The organism is Vibrio sp. D417a (assembly GCF_030248595.1).
GTDB classification, from domain to species: Bacteria; Pseudomonadota; Gammaproteobacteria; order Enterobacterales; family Vibrionaceae; genus Vibrio; species Vibrio alginolyticus.
Map to the genome: position 1 here is coordinate 200160 of NZ_JAHGAM010000015.1, position 17090 is coordinate 217249.

Annotated in this window: 15 protein-coding genes; 4 read left to right on the plus strand and 11 right to left on the minus strand. The window is 44.6% G+C overall.

Features of this window, described 5'->3' with window-relative positions; translation table 11 throughout:
- Nucleotides 1-3: 3 nt before the first annotated feature.
- From fabF to yceD, 8 genes are all read right to left on the minus strand, one after another.
- Nucleotides 4-1254 carry a beta-ketoacyl-ACP synthase II gene (fabF, locus tag KI742_RS14680; protein WP_005372948.1) on the minus strand — a complete coding sequence of 417 codons (1251 nt, stop codon included), beginning with the start codon at nucleotides 1252-1254 and terminating at the stop codon, nucleotides 4-6.
- 93 nt (nucleotides 1255-1347) lie between these two features.
- Nucleotides 1348-1581 (minus strand): acyl carrier protein, encoded by a 234-nt coding sequence (gene acpP / locus KI742_RS14685; protein ID WP_004406112.1) that lies wholly within the window; start codon nucleotides 1579-1581, stop codon nucleotides 1348-1350.
- A 246-nt stretch (nucleotides 1582-1827) separates the two neighbouring features.
- Nucleotides 1828-2562 carry a 3-oxoacyl-ACP reductase FabG gene (fabG, locus tag KI742_RS14690; RefSeq protein WP_031781117.1) on the minus strand — a complete coding sequence of 245 codons (735 nt, stop codon included), beginning with the start codon at nucleotides 2560-2562 and terminating at the stop codon, nucleotides 1828-1830.
- A gap of 45 nt (nucleotides 2563-2607) precedes the next feature.
- Entirely contained in the window at nucleotides 2608-3531 is a 924-nt protein-coding gene (fabD, locus tag KI742_RS14695; RefSeq protein ID WP_005387313.1) for an ACP S-malonyltransferase, read from the minus strand.
- 75 nt (nucleotides 3532-3606) lie between these two features.
- On the minus strand, nucleotides 3607-4557 hold the full coding sequence (locus KI742_RS14700; protein WP_017821385.1) for a beta-ketoacyl-ACP synthase III: 951 nt from the start codon (nucleotides 4555-4557) through the stop codon (nucleotides 3607-3609).
- A gap of 5 nt (nucleotides 4558-4562) precedes the next feature.
- Nucleotides 4563-5588: a phosphate acyltransferase PlsX gene (plsX, locus tag KI742_RS14705; RefSeq protein WP_017633846.1), complete on the minus strand. Its 1026-nt coding sequence runs from the start codon at nucleotides 5586-5588 to the stop codon at nucleotides 4563-4565.
- A gap of 10 nt (nucleotides 5589-5598) precedes the next feature.
- Entirely contained in the window at nucleotides 5599-5769 is a 171-nt protein-coding gene (rpmF, locus tag KI742_RS14710; RefSeq protein WP_005396978.1) for a 50S ribosomal protein L32, read from the minus strand.
- Between the two features lie 59 nt (nucleotides 5770-5828).
- Complete coding sequence (yceD, locus tag KI742_RS14715) at nucleotides 5829-6353, minus strand: 23S rRNA accumulation protein YceD (protein WP_005387307.1); 525 nt, start codon at nucleotides 6351-6353, stop codon at nucleotides 5829-5831.
- 149 nt (nucleotides 6354-6502) lie between these two features.
- Here yceD and KI742_RS14720 point away from each other — a divergent pair, with 149 nt between their 5' ends.
- On the plus strand, nucleotides 6503-7084 hold the full coding sequence (locus KI742_RS14720; RefSeq protein WP_054729223.1) for a nucleoside triphosphate pyrophosphatase: 582 nt from the start codon (nucleotides 6503-6505) through the stop codon (nucleotides 7082-7084).
- A 58-nt stretch (nucleotides 7085-7142) separates the two neighbouring features.
- On the opposite strand, the gene rluC is transcribed toward KI742_RS14720, so the two are convergent.
- Nucleotides 7143-8087, minus strand: coding sequence for a 23S rRNA pseudouridine(955/2504/2580) synthase RluC (gene rluC, locus KI742_RS14725; protein ID WP_021033985.1), 945 nt, complete (start codon nucleotides 8085-8087; stop codon nucleotides 7143-7145).
- A gap of 639 nt (nucleotides 8088-8726) precedes the next feature.
- Here rluC and rne point away from each other — a divergent pair.
- Together rne and KI742_RS14735 are read left to right on the plus strand one after the other, a co-directional pair.
- The gene (gene rne, locus KI742_RS14730) at nucleotides 8727-11786 is read left to right on the plus strand and encodes a ribonuclease E (protein ID WP_285385573.1); all 3060 of its coding nucleotides are present in this window, start codon (nucleotides 8727-8729) and stop codon (nucleotides 11784-11786) included.
- A 332-nt stretch (nucleotides 11787-12118) separates the two neighbouring features.
- Nucleotides 12119-13678, plus strand: coding sequence for a SulP family inorganic anion transporter (locus KI742_RS14735; RefSeq protein WP_005380840.1), 1560 nt, complete (start codon nucleotides 12119-12121; stop codon nucleotides 13676-13678).
- A gap of 60 nt (nucleotides 13679-13738) precedes the next feature.
- On the opposite strand, the gene KI742_RS14740 is transcribed toward KI742_RS14735, so the two are convergent.
- Nucleotides 13739-14188, minus strand: coding sequence for a low molecular weight protein-tyrosine-phosphatase (locus KI742_RS14740; RefSeq protein ID WP_025767219.1), 450 nt, complete (start codon nucleotides 14186-14188; stop codon nucleotides 13739-13741).
- Nucleotides 14189-14305: 117 nt separating this feature from the next.
- Between KI742_RS14740 and cobO the strand changes: the two genes are divergently transcribed.
- Nucleotides 14306-14911, plus strand: coding sequence for a cob(I)yrinic acid a,c-diamide adenosyltransferase (cobO, locus tag KI742_RS14745; RefSeq protein ID WP_005380837.1), 606 nt, complete (start codon nucleotides 14306-14308; stop codon nucleotides 14909-14911).
- Between the two features lie 62 nt (nucleotides 14912-14973).
- Here the strand turns inward: cobO and KI742_RS14750 are convergent, their stop codons facing one another.
- Nucleotides 14974-17061, minus strand: a complete 2088-nt coding sequence (locus KI742_RS14750; protein ID WP_258641155.1) for an AsmA family protein — start codon at nucleotides 17059-17061, stop codon at nucleotides 14974-14976.
- Nucleotides 17062-17090 lie beyond the last annotated feature (29 nt).

Genomic DNA, 17090 nt, shown 5'->3' on the forward strand with positions numbered 1-17090 from the left:
GTGTTACTCAGCGAACTTCTTGAAGATCAAAGAACCGTTTGTACCACCAAAGCCAAACGAGTTACAGATAGCGTACTCCATACCTTCAACTTTGCGCGCTGTATGCGGCACAAGGTCGATGTCTAGACCTTCTTCTGGATCATCAAGGTTAATGGTTGGCGGAACAATTTGGTCAACCAAAGACATAACCGTGATAATTGCTTCAACAGAGCCAGCAGCACCTAATAGATGACCCGTCATCGACTTAGTTGAAGATACAAGAACTTGCTTCGCACCTTCTTCACCAAGAGCACGTTTCACGCCTTTGATTTCTGCAACATCACCAGCTGGAGTAGAAGTACCGTGAGCATTCACATAACCTACTTGAGTACCTGTGATGTTAGCGTCACGCATCGCCGCTTCCATCGCAAGTGCACCACCAGAGCCGTCTTCGCTTGGAGATGTCATGTGGTAAGCATCACCAGACATACCAAAACCAACCAGTTCTGCGTAAATCTTCGCGCCACGTGCTTTTGCGTGTTCGTACTCTTCAAGCACCATCATGCCAGCACCATCACCTAGAACAAAACCATCACGGCCTTTATCCCATGGGCGAGACGCTTTTTGAGGCTCTTCATTACGAGTAGATAGTGCTTTAGCTGCACCGAAGCCAGCCATGCCAAGAGGCGTAGAAGCTTTTTCTGCACCACCAGCAACCATCGCATCTGCATCGCCGTAGGCAATCATACGTGCTGCATGACCGATATTATGCAGGCCAGTAGTACATGCGGTAGAAATCGCGATATTTGGACCACGAAGACCACGCATGATAGATAGGTTACCTGCAACCATGTTTACAATGGTCGAAGGAACAAAAAATGGGCTAACTTTGCGAGGGCCTTTGTCTACTAATGCAGTATGGCCAGTTTCGATAAGGTCAAGACCGCCAATGCCTGAGCCGATAGCAACACCAACTCGAGCCGCATTTTCTTCGGTAATTTGTAAGCCAGAGTTATCAAGAGCTTGAATACCCGCTGCAATGCCGTACTGGATGAAAAGGTCCATCTTACGAGCATCTTTTTTAGACATGTACTCTGTGCAATCGAAATCTTTAACAAGACCTGCAAAACGAGTTGAGAAGTTCGTAGTATCAAAGTGCTCAATATTTACGATACCACTTTGACCTTCTAGCAGGGCTTTCCAAGATGATTCTACTGTGTTGCCTACCGGTGACAACATACCCATGCCAGTGACAACTACACGACGCTTGGACACGATATAATTCTCCGGGAATTGAATATTTCTATGAGAGGATAGAAGAAGTTAGAAAGAACACAGGCGGTCTAGGAGACCGCCTGGGAGAGCTAATTACTGAGCGCTGTTTACGTAGTCGATTGCAGCTTGAACAGTAGTGATCTTCTCAGCTTCTTCGTCAGGAATCTCAGTGTCGAATTCCTCTTCTAGAGCCATAACTAGTTCTACAGTGTCTAGAGAATCAGCACCTAGATCATCAACGAAAGAAGCTTCGTTTTTAACTTCTGCTTCGTCTACACCTAGCTGTTCAACAATGATTTTCTTTACGCGTTCTTCGATGTTGCTCATTTTTCTTTTCCTTTACAGATTTCGCCTAATGCGATGATTCCGTAGTTTATTCGAACTATTGAAAGTTGCAAGGGGGTCCTTGCTGGTCAAACCACAAAATTAGCGAATTTAACCGAATTTCAATACATTTTTGACTTAAATCATGCACAAATCTTGCGCATAAGCATGACAAGTTCATGACAGTTAACTGCAACTATAGGCTATTTTTCACAATGTAAAATAGCTTATTTTGCATAAACTGTCGCATTAAACCATGTACATGCCACCATTTACATGCAAAGTTTCACCAGTAATGTACGCTGCTTCAGGAGAAGCAAGGAAAACTACTGCTGATGCAATTTCACGTGGGTCCCCTAAACGACCTGCTGGCACGTTCGACAAAGTTGCCGCACGTTGGTCATCATTTAGTGCCTTAGTCATGTCAGTTTCGATGAAACCAGGAGCAACAGTGTTCACTGTTACACCACGAGACGCAACTTCACGAGCCATTGATTTAGTAAAACCAATCACGCCCGCTTTCGCTGCTGCGTAGTTAGTTTGACCAGCATTACCCATGGTACCAACAACAGAGCCTACGTTGATGATACGACCCGCACGTTTTTTCATCATACCGCGTAAAACCGCTTTAGACATGCGGTAGATAGGCGTTAGGTTGGTATCGATGATGTCGTTCCACTCATCATCTTTCATGCGCATCAATAGGTTGTCACGAGTAATACCAGCGTTATTCACCAGAATATCGATCACACCAAATTCTTCGTTGATCGTTTTTAATGTCGCTTCGATAGACTCGACATCAGTCACGTTAAGCGCTAAGCCTTTACCGTTATCACCAAGATACTCGCTGATAGCAGCCGCACCACTTTCAGAAGTAGCAGTACCGATAACCGTAGCACCTCGCTCGACAAGAAGTTCCGCGATCGCGCGGCCAATACCACGGCTTGCGCCGGTAACTAGCGCGATCTTACCTTCGAGATTCATCATGTTGTGTTTCCTTTTCTTATCGCAAATTTATCGCTTGATGGATTACTTCGCAGCGTCTAGCGATGCGATATCATTCACTGCTGCTGCAGTTAGCGTTTTCACGATACGTTTTGTTAGACCTGTTAAAACTTTACCAGGGCCAAGCTCAAGAAGATTTTCTACGCCTTGTTCGTGCATCAGTTCAACTGTTTCAGTCCAACGAACTGGGCTATGTAGCTGACGAACAAGCGCATCTTTGATTTTTGCAGGATCTGTCTCAGCAACCACATCAACGTTGTTGATAACTGGCAGCTGTGGTGAGTTAAATTCGATAGACTCAAGAGCTACAGCAAGTTTTTCCGCTGCTGGCTTCATAAGTGCACAGTGTGAAGGTACTGAAACAGGAAGAGGAAGCGCACGCTTCGCACCGGCTTCTTTACATAGCGCACCAGCTCGCTCTACTGCGTCTTTGCTACCAGCGATAACGACTTGACCAGGCGAGTTAAAGTTTACTGGAGAGACCACTTCGCCTTGCGCTGCGTCTTCACACGCTTTTGCAATCGCATCATCAGCCAAACCGATAATCGCGTACATTGCGCCAGTACCAGCTGGTACTGCTTCTTGCATAAGTTGCCCACGTAATTCAACCAGCTTGATGGCTTCTTTAAAGTCAATAACACCCGCACATACAAGTGCTGAGTACTCACCTAGGCTGTGACCGGCTAGGTTTGCTGGTTGCTCTAAGCCAAGTTCCTGCCATACACGCCAGATTGCAACAGATGAAGCTAGCAAAGCTGGTTGAGTACGGAAAGTCTCGTTTAAATCTTCTGCAGGTCCATTTTGAACAAGCGCCCATAGATCGTAACCTAGTGCGTCAGATGCTTCTGCAAATGTTTGTTTTACTACGTCATATTGTTCGCCTAGTTCTGCAAGCATACCTACAGCTTGAGAACCTTGACCTGGAAATACGATAGCAAACTTGCTCATGTTGTTTTCCTTTAAGCAAAGTAAAAAGAAATAAGATGCACCAAGTGCACCTTAAATTTTGAATTCTTGTGAAACTTAGAACTTCACAAGGGCTGAGCCCCAAGTGAATCCGCCGCCAAACGCTTCAAGAAGCAGAGTTTGACCGCGTTTAATACGACCATCACGTACCGCTTCATCTAGTGCTGTTGGCACAGTTGCAGCCGATGTGTTGCCGTGTTTATCAAGTGTAATCACGACTTGGTCTAGTGACATCGAAAGTTTCTTCGCTGTCGCTGAAATAATGCGGTAGTTCGCTTGGTGCGGCACTAGCCAGTCTAGTTCAGACTTATGCATGTTGTTGGCTTCAAGCGTATCTTTTACTAGTTTCGATAGCTGAGTTACAGCGACTTTGAATACTTCGTTCCCAGCCATATGAAGCCATTTATCCGCATCTTGCCCCCGCACAGGTACAGGTAGGCTTAGAAGCTCTCCGAATTGACCATCCGAGTATATGTGGGTAGAGATAATGCCAGGCTCTTGGCTAGCGCCTACGACAACGGCTCCGGCACCATCACCAAATAGGATGATGGTTGAACGGTCTGTCGGATCACACGTTTTAGACAAAGCATCTGAACCAATCACAAGTACGTTTTTGCACATACCAGATTTGATATGTTGGTCTGCAACAGATAATGCGTACACAAAACCAGAACAAGCAGCGGCTAAGTCAAAAGCTGGACAACCTTTAATGCCAAGCTTTGCCTGCACCTGACACGCAGATGAAGGGAAAGTATGGCTACTGCTCGTTGTGGCTACGATAATCAGGTCGATATCGTTTTTATCAATACCCGCCATATCGATAGCGTTTTCAGCTGCGTAGAATGCCATGTCTGCTACAGTTTCGTTTTCTGCAGCAATTCGACGCTCTTTAATACCTGTGCGAGCAACGATCCACTCATCACTTGTATCTACCATTTTCTCTAGATCTGCGTTTGTACGCACCTGAGATGGCAGGTAGCTGCCAGTACCTAAAATTTTGCTATACATGAAGACTAATAATGCCTCTCGAGTAAAACCGCTTCCAAACGATCGCTAATACGGCTTGGTACTTGTCGTTTGACCTCGTGTACTGCCTCGCCAAGTGCATTGACAATCGCAGATACATCCGCACTTCCATGGCTTTTTATGACAATGCCGCGCAATCCTAGCAAACTTGCGCCGTTATACTGGTCGGGGTTCAGTGTTTTTAGTTCATTAAACAGCCTAGAAAACAACTTTCTAGCTATCCAACCCTTTATCGTTGATGCCATTATGCTGGTTTTAATTTTTTCGATAAAAAGTTGAGCTGTTCCCTCACTGGCTTTTAAGCATACGTTGCCGACAAATCCATCACAAACAATGACGTCCGCAACATCATGCAAAATTTGATTACCTTCAATATAACCGACAAAGTTAATCGCATCGGTCTGAGAAAGCATTTCTGCGCAACGTTTGACTAAATCGTTACCTTTAATCTCTTCTGCGCCAATATTGAGTACAGCAACGCGAGGAGGACGACCCAAGTGTTCTTCAGCTAATGCACTGCCCATTACAGCAAATTGGAACAAGCTATCAGCATCGCACGATACATTCGCCCCCAGATCCAGCATCCAAGTACGCTTTCCGGTAATCGTCGGTAAAGCGGAAACTAAAGCAGGACGTTCAATGCCAGGAAGTAACTTAAGAATGAAACGCGATAGTGCCATTAATGCACCGGTGTTGCCACCACTAACACAAGCATCCGCTTTCTGCTCAGAAACCAAATCGATAGCCATACGCATAGAACTATTTTGGCTATTACGTAACGCCAATGAAGGTTTTTCTGAGTTCGAGATAACTTTCTCGCTGTGAAGAATAGTCAAGCGAGAACTGGTCGAGGTACCGAGTTGAGATAATTGAGACGTGATCAGAGATTGATCACCAATAAGAATCACTTTTAGCTCTGGGAAATGAGACAGTGCCTGCACGGCGGCAGGCACTGTTACGCGTGGACCGAAATCCCCGCCCATTGCATCAAGTGCAACGGTAATACTTTGCAAAGGTTCAACCTTACTTGTTGATAACCTTTTGACCACGGTAGTAACCTTCAGCAGTTACGTTGTGGCGTAGGTGAGTTTCACCAGAAGTCGCGTCTACAGATAGAGCAGCTGTAGTTAGCGCATCGTGTGAACGACGCATACCGCGCTTAGAACGAGTTTTACGGTTTTTCTGTACGGCCATTGACCCTACTCCTATACTATTGGGTTAAAAACCTGAAGAAGAATCGGCTACCACACCTATTACTTTTTCAGACTTTTCAAAACGTCGAATGGATTCGGTTTTTCTTCCTCAATTTCTTCAGGAATCTCACCAAAAACCATGTTATTTGAATCAACGCTACAATCCGCTTCATCGTGCATCGCAATTTGAGGTAATGCTAAGATGAACTCGTCTTCAACAAGTTGTATGAGGTCTAATTCACCATATTCATTTAGATCTACCAAATCATAAATTTCTGGTGCTTCCTGTTCTGTTTTCTCACCGTAGTAAGGAGTAGAAAGGAATTCAACTTCGCACTCATGTGCGAATACCTCATTACAACGCTGACACTCTAAATCGACTTCGATGTTAGCTTTACCAGAGATAACAACGAGTCGCTGTTCATCCATCCCAAATGACAATGAGACTTCTGCGTCGCGTTTTACGCCTTCAGTTGTTTCCACTAAGCGCTTGAAAAGACTAGCTTGGATGATGCCATCGTAATCCAATCGTTTCTGTGCAGCTTTAGCTGGGTCAACCGTTCGCGGTATTTTTACCTTTTGCATAGGGCGCGAATATTATCTTCCAAATCAAAATTAGTCAAAGAAAAAGGCAAAAAAGTTGTACTTTTTTACGCTTAACATACAGAGCATTAGCCAGAATCATTTTTGATCGATTATCCTATTGGAAATGCTCCCACGAATTGTAATTCAAAATGAAAAATTACCAACTGGTTTTAGCCTCAACTTCCCCTTTTCGTAAACAACTGCTTGAAAAGCTCTCACTACCATTCGTTTGTTTACCACCTGATTGCGATGAAACACCTTTTGACCAAGAAACGCCAACTGAACTTGTACAGAGACTGGCCCAAGAGAAAGCAATATCTTGCCAGACGGATAAAGCAAGTTTAGTTATCGGCAGTGACCAAGTTTGTGTCATTAATGGTGAAATCGTTGGCAAGCCTTTAAATAGAGATAACGCGATAAATCAACTTTTGGCTCAAAGTGGAAAAGTCATCACTTTCTATACTGGTCTTGCGGTACATAACACCGTCACAAACCATACAGAAGTCGGCTTTGATTCTTTCGAGGTGCACTTTAGAGATTTAACACTTGAACAAATCGAACGCTACGTCGACAGGGAAGAACCTTTTTACTGCGCAGGCAGCTTTAAAAGCGAAGGCATGGGAATTTGCTTGTTTACGAAATTAGTCGGTAAAGACCCGAACACACTTGTCGGACTACCATTGATTGATTTGATTGATATGTTGCATGTTCAAGGACTCGATGTCCTTTAACCCAAATACGATAAAAGGGAGCCACAGGCTCCCTTTTGCATCCGCGAGGAAAACATGGTTACGCGTTTCTTAAACCCGCCAACACTTTTTCTAGTTTCGGTTCCATCGGTGCGTTGATTTCCATCCACTCATCATTTGATGGGTGTTGGAACTTGATGTTTGCCGCGTGTAGGAACAAACGATCTAAACCAACTTGACCTGTGTAAGCATCAAAGCGACGATCACCGTAGCGATCATCCCAAGCGATTGGGTGACCGGTGTATTGCGTATGAACTCGTATTTGGTGAGTTCGACCAGTAATCGGACTCGCCTGAATCAATGTAGCTTGTTCGAACTTTTCCAAAATCTTAAAACGCGTTTCTGACGGCTTACCATTAGGGTTAACACGAACAATACTGTTCACTTCGTTTTTGAGCAGTGGCGCGTTCACAACCTTACAACTGCTTTTCCATTGCCCCATGACAAGAGCTAAGTAAAACTTCTTTACTGTCTTTTCACGAAACTGGGCTTGCAAGTGACGAAGTGCAGAACGCTTCTTAGCAACCAGCAAAATCCCTGAAGTATCACGGTCAATACGATGCACAAGTTCAAGAAAGCGAGCTTGAGGACGCAGAGCCCTAAGCGCTTCAATCGCACCAAACTTTAAACCACTGCCACCATGCACAGCGGTGCCAGATGGTTTGTTTAGAATCAACATATGGTCATCTTCGAAGATAATCATATTTTCCAACTCAGCGACTTTGTTAAGTTTCGTACTTGGTGCGACATCGTCATCTTTTTTCTCGACGGTCACCGGTGGAATACGAACGAGATCGCCTGCTTTTAACTTGTACTCTGCTTTTATACGCTTTTTATTTACGCGCACTTCGCCCTTACGCACAATTCGGTAAATCATGCTTTTAGGAATGTCTTTTAATTGGTTGCGCAAAAAATTATCAATGCGCTGACCCGCCATATCTTCGTCGATGTCGACGAACTGGACTTTTGTTCTTATTTCGTTCATGGGCGGTATTGTAAACTCAATTTCGTGCGACTTCACATTATTCTTGTCGTAAAAGAAACACTCGGTGGCACATACTGGTCTAAATTTCGCCAAGCTTTTGTTTAAATTATTAAAACTCTCAATCAAGTTCTCAATTTGTTTTCTGTCTTGAACAGTTTGCACATCTCAATTGCTTATGAAACAGCCAGTTATAAAATAGAAATTTTGAGTTTAGCGGCAAATTTTCTATCGTTTGCGTGAAAGCAGATTGCTGATAGCCACGCGCACTGCTATAGTTCACAGCTGCTAAGGAAGGTTTGGTTACATTTTATTCATTACCAATCATTTATCCTCAAGCAATGTGAGTAGATCGTTGAAGGTCGAGTGCAGCATTGGCGTGAGACACATCGAATTCAACACTCTTGCCACCCTACTCCTCGCATATTCACGTTGAGTACCTACCGCCCAAATAGCGGGTCACAAGTCTACGTTTCCAACAGAAACCACAAGAGGCTTGTGATGACTGAAGTGCCCGAGAGCATCCCCTTCCAGCCGGGAGGCTGCAAAATACAAGCCATGGGATCAGGCACCGTGAAAGAGCGAAAAAACAGTGGCAAGTCGACAAGAAAGATATAAAAGAAAAGACAACGAGAATTTTCAATGAAAAGAATGTTAATTAACGCAACTCAAAAAGAAGAGTTGCGTGTCGCTCTGGTTGATGGCCAGCGACTTTTCGATCTTGATATCGAGAGTCCAGGACATGAATCTAAAAAAGCGAATATCTACAAAGGACGTATCACACGTATCGAACCAAGCTTAGAAGCCGCATTTGTTGATTACGGCGCCGAGCGTCACGGTTTCCTCCCTCTCAAAGAAATTGCCCGCGAATATTTCCCTGAAGGTTACACCTACCAAGGTCGTCCAAGCATCAAAGAAGTGCTAACGGAAGGCCAAGAAGTTATCGTTCAAGTGGAAAAAGAAGAACGTGGAAGCAAGGGCGCTGCTCTTACTACTTTCATTTCTCTTGCTGGTAGTTACCTTGTTCTGATGCCTAACAACCCTCGTGCTGGCGGTATTTCTCGTCGAATCGAAGGTGACGAGCGTACTCAACTAAAAGCCGCATTAAGTACTTTGGAACTGCCTCAGGGCATGGGCCTAATCGTACGTACTGCTGGCGTTGGCAAGAGTGCTGAAGAACTTGAGTGGGATTTGAATGTACTACTTAACCACTGGGGTGCAATCAAAGGTGCAGCGGACTCTAACCCTGCTCCATTCTTAATCCACCAAGAAAGTAACGTTATCGTTCGTGCAATCCGTGACTATTTGCGTCGTGATATTGGCGAAATCTTAATTGATAGCAACACCATCTACGAACGTGCAAAAGAGCACATTCAATTGGTGCGCCCTGATTTCCTTAACCGCGTTAAGAAATATGAAGGCGAAGTTCCACTATTCAGCCACTACCAAATCGAAAGCCAAATTGAATCGGCTTTCCAACGTGAAGTGCGTCTGCCATCTGGCGGTTCTATTGTTATTGACCCGACTGAAGCACTAACGTCTATCGATATCAACTCTGCTCGTGCAACCAAGGGCGGCGATATTGAAGAAACAGCTCTAAACACGAACCTAGAAGCAGCCGACGAAATTGCTCGCCAATTACGTCTACGTGACTTGGGTGGCTTAGTGGTTATCGACTTTATCGATATGACCCCGGTTCGTCACCAACGAGAAGTAGAAAACCGTCTACGTGAAGCCGTTCGTCTTGATCGCGCTCGTGTACAAATCGGTCGTATTTCTCGCTTTGGTTTGTTGGAGATGTCACGCCAGCGCTTGAGCCCTTCTCTTGCAGAAGCAAGCCATCACATCTGTCCTCGCTGTAGCGGAACTGGTGTCGTTCGCGACAACGAATCTCTAGCACTTTCTGTACTTCGTTTAATTGAAGAGGAAGCGCTAAAAGACAACACAGCACAAGTACTTGCAGTCGTACCTGTGCCAATCGCCTCTTACTTATTGAACGAAAAACGTCGTTCAGTAAACCATATCGAACGCATTCAAGAAGTGAAAATTACGGTTGTTCCTAACTCTGATATGGAAACACCGCACTTTGAAGTTATCCGTGTTCGTGAAGGCGAAGAGTTCGATCTGATTTCTTACTTACTTCCTAAGAAACTGGAAGCAATGAAAGAAGCAGAAGGTAAAGAGCCAGCGGAAGTTGACGTAAAACCAAAACGAATTGAAGAGCCAGTTCTTAAAGGCTTTGCTGCTCCGTCTCAAACCGCACCTGCACCAGCAGCTAAACCAGCTCCTGAGGCGAAGAAGAAAGAACAAAACGTTGAACAAGAAGAGAAACCTGGATTGTTCAGCCGTCTGTTTAAAGCACTTGGTAGCTTCCTATTCGGTGGTTCTGAAGAAACAAAAGAAGAACAGAAACCTCAGGAAGAGAAAAAACCAAATCGCGATAATCGACGTAACAAGCGTGATCGCAACGATCGTCGTCGCAATAACAACCAGCGCGATAATCGTGATAACCGCGACAATCGCGATAACCGACGTCGTCGTAAGCCTCGTGATGAGCAAGCGAATGAGCAAAACGAAGCTCAACAACAAACCAATAAACAGCAAAACCGCAACCAAAAGCGTAAACCTAAAGCTCAACAGGCAGATAAAGCCCAAGAGCAGAAAGCAAACGCAAAAGTAGCGGAAAAAGGTCTGCAGCTAGCAGCGGAAGCTCGTACTGAAACAAAACCAGAAGAGAGCAAACCGAAGCAGCAAAATGCGAAAGCAGAAAAAGTGAAAGAGCGCCGCCAACGTCGCAAATTGAACAAGTCTGTACGCGTTAAGGACCAAGAAGCTATTGAGAAGAAAGCCGAAGAAACAGCGGTTAAGACTCAAGAAACGGTTGAAGCTAAAGTTGAGAAGCCAACAGAAGCAGCGGTAGAAGCACAACAAGACAACAAGCAAGCAGAGTCTAAGCAACGTCGTAACCGTCGTTCGCCACGTCACCTGCGTGCAAGCGGCCAGCGCCGTCGCCGTGGCCGCGATCGCCGTCCTAACCCGTTCCGCCTGCGTAAAGGTGGTGTAGCTTCTCCTGAGATGGCTATGGGTAAAGTAATGCCACGCTACATTCCGAAACCAGCACCTAAGAAAGAAGAGCAAGTTAAGGAAGAAACAGTAGCAGCAGTACCTACAATGCAAGGTGGTTTTGCTTGTCCAGAGATGGCTATGGGTAAAGTGATTATTCGCCGCGAGCAACCTGTTGTAACAGAAGCGCCAGTTGTTGAATCAAAGATTCAAGAAACAGTTGAAGCGAAAGTGGAAGCACCTGTTGTGGAAGCAGTAATCGCAGAAAAAACTGAATCGGCAGTAGTAGAAACAGCATCGGTAGAGCCTATCGTTGAAACTCCTGTAACTGAACATGCTGAACCGGTTGATGCCATTGTAGAAACGGCACCTACTGAAGAGCCTATCGTTGAAGCAGCAAAAGAGATTGTAGCCGAAGCGCCAGTAGCTAAATCAGAGCCTAAAGTCGAAGCCATTAAAGTTGCGGCTAAGCTAAACGCTAGCGCACCGATGACTAAAGCACCTGGCCCTCAAGAGCTACGCGAAATCACGGTTGCAGCAGCACCGTTCAAAACCGAACGTTACCAAGCTAAAGGTGCGGGTAGCCAAGTGGCTAAAAACCGCGCATCAGCAGAGATGACAAAGCCTAACTTTAACTAGGCTAAATCATTACGTTCAACTGCTTAACGGCATAAATAAATTAAAGGCTACCATCTGGTAGCCTTTTTTATCTTCATATTTGCCCTATAAATTGTTCATATAAATACCAATTCGTGATCACATTTGTACGCCATTATTCGTATCATTCTTGAACTTAATCACACTTTTCGGTAGCATGCGCCGACTCAAGTTTTCGACACCATTCTGATGCTGCTCTTTTAATACTACGGTTTACACTGCAATGTTTGATTAGAAATCAACCACTCAGTGGCTTGTGCAAATACGAATATGTGTCGGGTTTAACTCATTGCAAAGAGAACTTAAAAACAAACATGTTCGAATTTCCCCAATTTTCTAAGCACTCCGTAAAAAATGATGTGCTATCAGGCTTAACCGTTGCGCTAGCATTGGTTCCTGAAGCTGTCGCATTTGCGTTCGTCGCAGGCGTAGATCCGATGGTCGGTCTTTACGCTGCATTCATCGTTGGTCTTATTACTTCCATTTTCGGTGGTCGTCCCGGCATGATCTCTGGTGCAACAGGTGCCATGGCAGTCGTAATGGTTTCGCTTGTCGCGACTCACGGTGTCCAGTACCTATTCGCAGCCATCATGCTCGCTGGTATACTTCAAATTGCCGCTGGTATGTTTAAATTGGGTAAGTTCATCCGTATCGTGCCTCACCCTGTGATGATTGGTTTTGTGAACGGTCTGGCTATTGTTATCTTCCTAGCTCAGTTGGGTCAGTTTAAAGCGCCAGATATCAACGGCATGCTTACTTGGCTACCACAAGACCAAATGCTACTAATGCTTGGTTTGGTTGCGCTAACTATGGCAATCATTCACTTTCTACCAAAAATCACAACGGCTGTACCCTCTTCACTTGTTGCAATCGTAACGGTGACTGCTTTAGTGGTTGGTTTGGATCTGGAAACTCGTACTGTTGTTGACTTCCTGCGTACAATGTCTGGTGATGAAGCGGCAACACTTGCAGGTTCACTGCCGACCTTCTCTATTCCGGCGGTGCCATTTACGCTAGAAACTCTACAAATCATTCTTCCATACGCGATCATTCTAGCGGCCATTGGTCTAATTGAATCTCTACTAACACTGACAGTTTTAGATGAGATGACGAATACTCGTGGTCAATCTAACCGCGAATGTATCGGTCAAGGTATGGCAAACATGACGTGTTCTGTGTTTGGCGCAATGGGTGGTTGTGCGATGATTGGTCAGTCGATGATCAACGTAAACTCAGGTGGTCGCGGCCGTCTATCTGGTATCGTTGCGGCTATCGCTCTATTGATGTTTATCTTATTCGCTTCTTCGCTAATTGAAATGATCCCACTCGCTGCTCTGGTTGGTGTGATGTTCATGGTTGTCATTGGTACATTCGAATGGGCAACATTTAAGCTAGCACGCCGCGTACCGAAGCAAGACTTCTTCGTTATTGTTCTTGTGACCGTTGTTACTGTTCTTACTGACCTTGCTGTTGCCGTAGCGGTTGGTGTTATCGTTTCTGCATTAATGTTTGCATGGCAACACGCTAAGCACATCTATGCCGACACGTGCTTAAACGAGGAAGGTTCAAAAGAGTACAAGATTCACGGCCCTATTTTCTTTGGCTCTGCGGCTAACTTCCTGGAGTTGTTTAACGCGCCTGAAGATCCAAAAGATGTGATTGTCGATTTTGCAGACTCTCGCGTGACAGATCACTCTGCAATTGAAGCCATTGAAACACTGGCTGAGCGTTACAATGCTCAAGGTAAAACGCTGCACCTTCGTCACCTAAGCCCAGATTGTCGTAAACTTTTGGACAAAGCTGGCAGCTTGGTTGAAATTAACGTGAAGGAAGACCCAAGCTACAAAGTCGCAACCGACATACTAGCGGGTTAACACGAATAAAAAGGGATGAGCTGAGCTCATCCCTTTTTCTATTGTCTTCAAGCACGGCGATTATAGCTTCTTCAAAATTGCGTCTGATGCCTCTTCGATTAAATCAAGCACCAGTTCAAAGCCATCTTCCCCACCATAATATGGGTCCGGGACTTCGTCGTAACCTGACTCAGAATGACTTAAAAATAACGATACTTTGTGTCGATACTTCAACGGACAAATATCCAATAAATCGGCCAAATTTGCTTTATCTGCGGCTAATATAAGGTCAAACTTTTCAAAGTCATCAATGGTGACTTGGCGCGCTTGCATTCCTTTAAAAGAATAACCTCGCTGCTTTCCTGCTGCCATCGCTCTTGAATCCGGTCGGTTTCCTGCGTGGTAGCCAATTGTACCTGCCGAATCAACCTCTACTTCAACGCCTAGCTTTTGAGCTTTCGCTCTTAACACTGCCTCTCCAGTTGGTGACCGACAAATGTTTCCCATACAAACAACAAGTATTTTCTTCATTTTATTCCCTGAATTATCGGTGGTTTTTCTTCACGATATGTTGGTCTATCATAGCGAGATAAATCAATGAACCCAAATTAGCTTGGGCACAGCACGAAAAGGAATTGAGGAAGTATTATGTCTATCGAAGAAAATAAAGAAGCACGCCATAAAGCTCGCCAACAAAAAGTCAAAGAACAGGTAGACGCAAAAATCGCTGCTGCTCAAGAGGAAAAAGGTCTGCTACTGATCATTACCGGAAATGGTAAAGGTAAATCGACATCAGGATTCGGTACGATCGCACGCGCAGTGGGTCATGGTTTGAATTGTGCTGTCGCGCAGTTTATTAAAGGTACTTGGGACAACGGTGAGCGCAACCTACTTGAGAAACTCGGCGTTGAATTCCAAGTAATGGCAACCGGCTTTACGTGGGAAACTCAAAACAAAGCCGCTGATACCGAAGCAGCGCAAGGCGTATGGCAAGAATGTAAGCGCATGCTGCAAGACGACTCTATCGATGTCATCTTGTTTGACGAGCTAACTTATATGGTGAGCTACGGCTACATCGACTTAGACGAAGTGGTCGAAGCACTGAGCAACAGACCTAAAATGCAGTCGGTTATTATTACTGGGCGTGGCGCACATCGAACCCTGATTGAAATGGCCGATACCGTTTCTGAAGTGAAAAATGTAAAGCACGCATTTGAATCTGGCGTAAAAGCCCTCAAAGGCGTCGATTGGTAACACTCGCAGAGTAATTTAAAAAGGGTTGGCAAAATGCCAACCCTTTTGATTTTCACGCACGGTTAGTTGAAAAGATTCTTCAATAAACCATCGACCGCATCTTTGGTTTTCTCGTCTTTGATTTTGTCCGTTAGCTTCTCCACGCCACGATCGATTTCTTTTTGAGCTTTCTGCTTCAGAACATCATCGAATACGAGCTTGAATTTAGGATCTGCCCACTTACCAGACACATTGATTGGAATCGTGATGTCTTTCAGCTCATCTATATCTTTACCGCCCTGGCCTTCTAGGCTGCCTACAACTGACGTGCTGATAGTAAAGTCGACTGTTTCATTGATGTAGTTTGCGGTACCTTTACCACGAACACGTAACAATGGAGACTGAGCTTGCATATTATCCGTTGATACAACACCTTTGTTGAGTTTCAATGTCGCCGTCATCGCACTGAAGTCTGTTTTCTTAGCTTCATTGGTGCCTTCAACTTTTTGCCCTTTAAATTTCGCATAGTTTTCACGAATCAACTGAGCAACGTTGATGCCATTCACCGCACCGTCAGCAAAATTGATAACAACCGTACCAGATAGATTCTTCTTGATACCGGTAGGCGTGAGACTCTTACCTGTAACATTCACATCAATGTTACCTGTCCCTTCAAGTTTGTCGTTTTCAGCAACGTCTATAAGTAGCGGTTGAACTTTCACGCCTTTGATTGACTTTTTAACACTGTAAGTCGCTGGTGATTGGCGTGCATCTAACTTCGCTGTCGCTGAGATTGAGCCTTGGTACAACTTCGAACTAAAAGATGTAAGCTCAAACACGCCACGATTTACAGTGAAGCTCGTTTTTACCGCTTCCATCTTCGCATTTGCCGCTTTGAATTTGTCGATGGTAATGTCACCCTTTACATCTAACGTTTTCAACGCAGACAAATCAGGCTCAACCTCAGGTCCGGCAGGAGCACTCTCGCCACCAGAAGCAGGCTTATTACCTTCGGCAGCTTGCTTATCTAACCCTAAGAACTCATCAAGATCGATATTGGGGCTATGGAGAGCAAAGCGTACTTTAGGAATATCACCGAGTGCCACATCAGCCTTACCATCTAAGGCGATAGCATTCGCTGTTAACTTCTCTAGAACAAAACTCAGATGGTTTTTCGTTAGGTCGAAAGACAGATCAGACACCATGTCGACTTTCATCGGGGACTGAGGTAAAGCATCACCCTCAAAAGTCGATTTAAGAGTTAACTTATCCAACTGTACTTTGCTGATAGCCTTGTCCACGCTAAGTTGACCAGCACCCTGCATATCTAACTTCATACCACCAGCGTCACCCTTAATGGCATAAGTCAGGTTATTTACTTTATCGAATTCAAACGTGTCTAAACCGATCGTTGCCGATTCAATTTTATTGGCAGGGTCAGAGTATGTCGCATCAAAGTTGATGTTCTTTAGCGCGTAGTTTGCCAAACCTTTTTCTAGCTTAAAGTCTGCCTGACCTTTCGCGGTGAACTTTTGGTCGTTCATTTCGCCCTTCACGCCAAAATCAGCCGTTGTCCAGTTGTCAAAAGCGAATTCGGAAAGGTTTAATGAAATATCATAAAGTTTGGTGTAACTACCGGCTTGCTTATCCTGCATTTCTAATGAACCGTTAGAAACCGTAACGCCAGCAAGATTAATACTCCAATCAGAACCAGAAGTTTGCGTTTCACCATTTTGCGTAGGCGCAGCATTGTTCTCTTGTTCTGCTTGTTGTGTTTGGGCTTTCGTCAATGCATCAATATTCTTGCTGCCATCTTTCTTGGTTTCAATGTAGAACTCAGCACCATCAAGCGTGACGTTTCCAATTTCAAGCTGTTGACTAAAAAGTGGCATAACAGAGATGTCTACACCAACGGTATCAACTTTGAATAAATTGGGTTTACTAAAGCCTTGTGGGTTTCGCAACTCTGTATGTCCCAACTCAAAGCCAATCGATGGGAAAAATTGCCAACTGATATCCCCTTCAATCACCAACTCTAATCCCGTTTGCTTTTGCGCTTGCTCAACAATAAGGGGTTTAAACTGATTCGGATTGACGAAGATGGTTAACGCTAAAATTGCGACCAAAATGACCACAATCGGTATTGCTAGAATTAAGAGCAGTTTCTTCATTTGTTTTTCCTTGCTCGAGTGTTTTTACA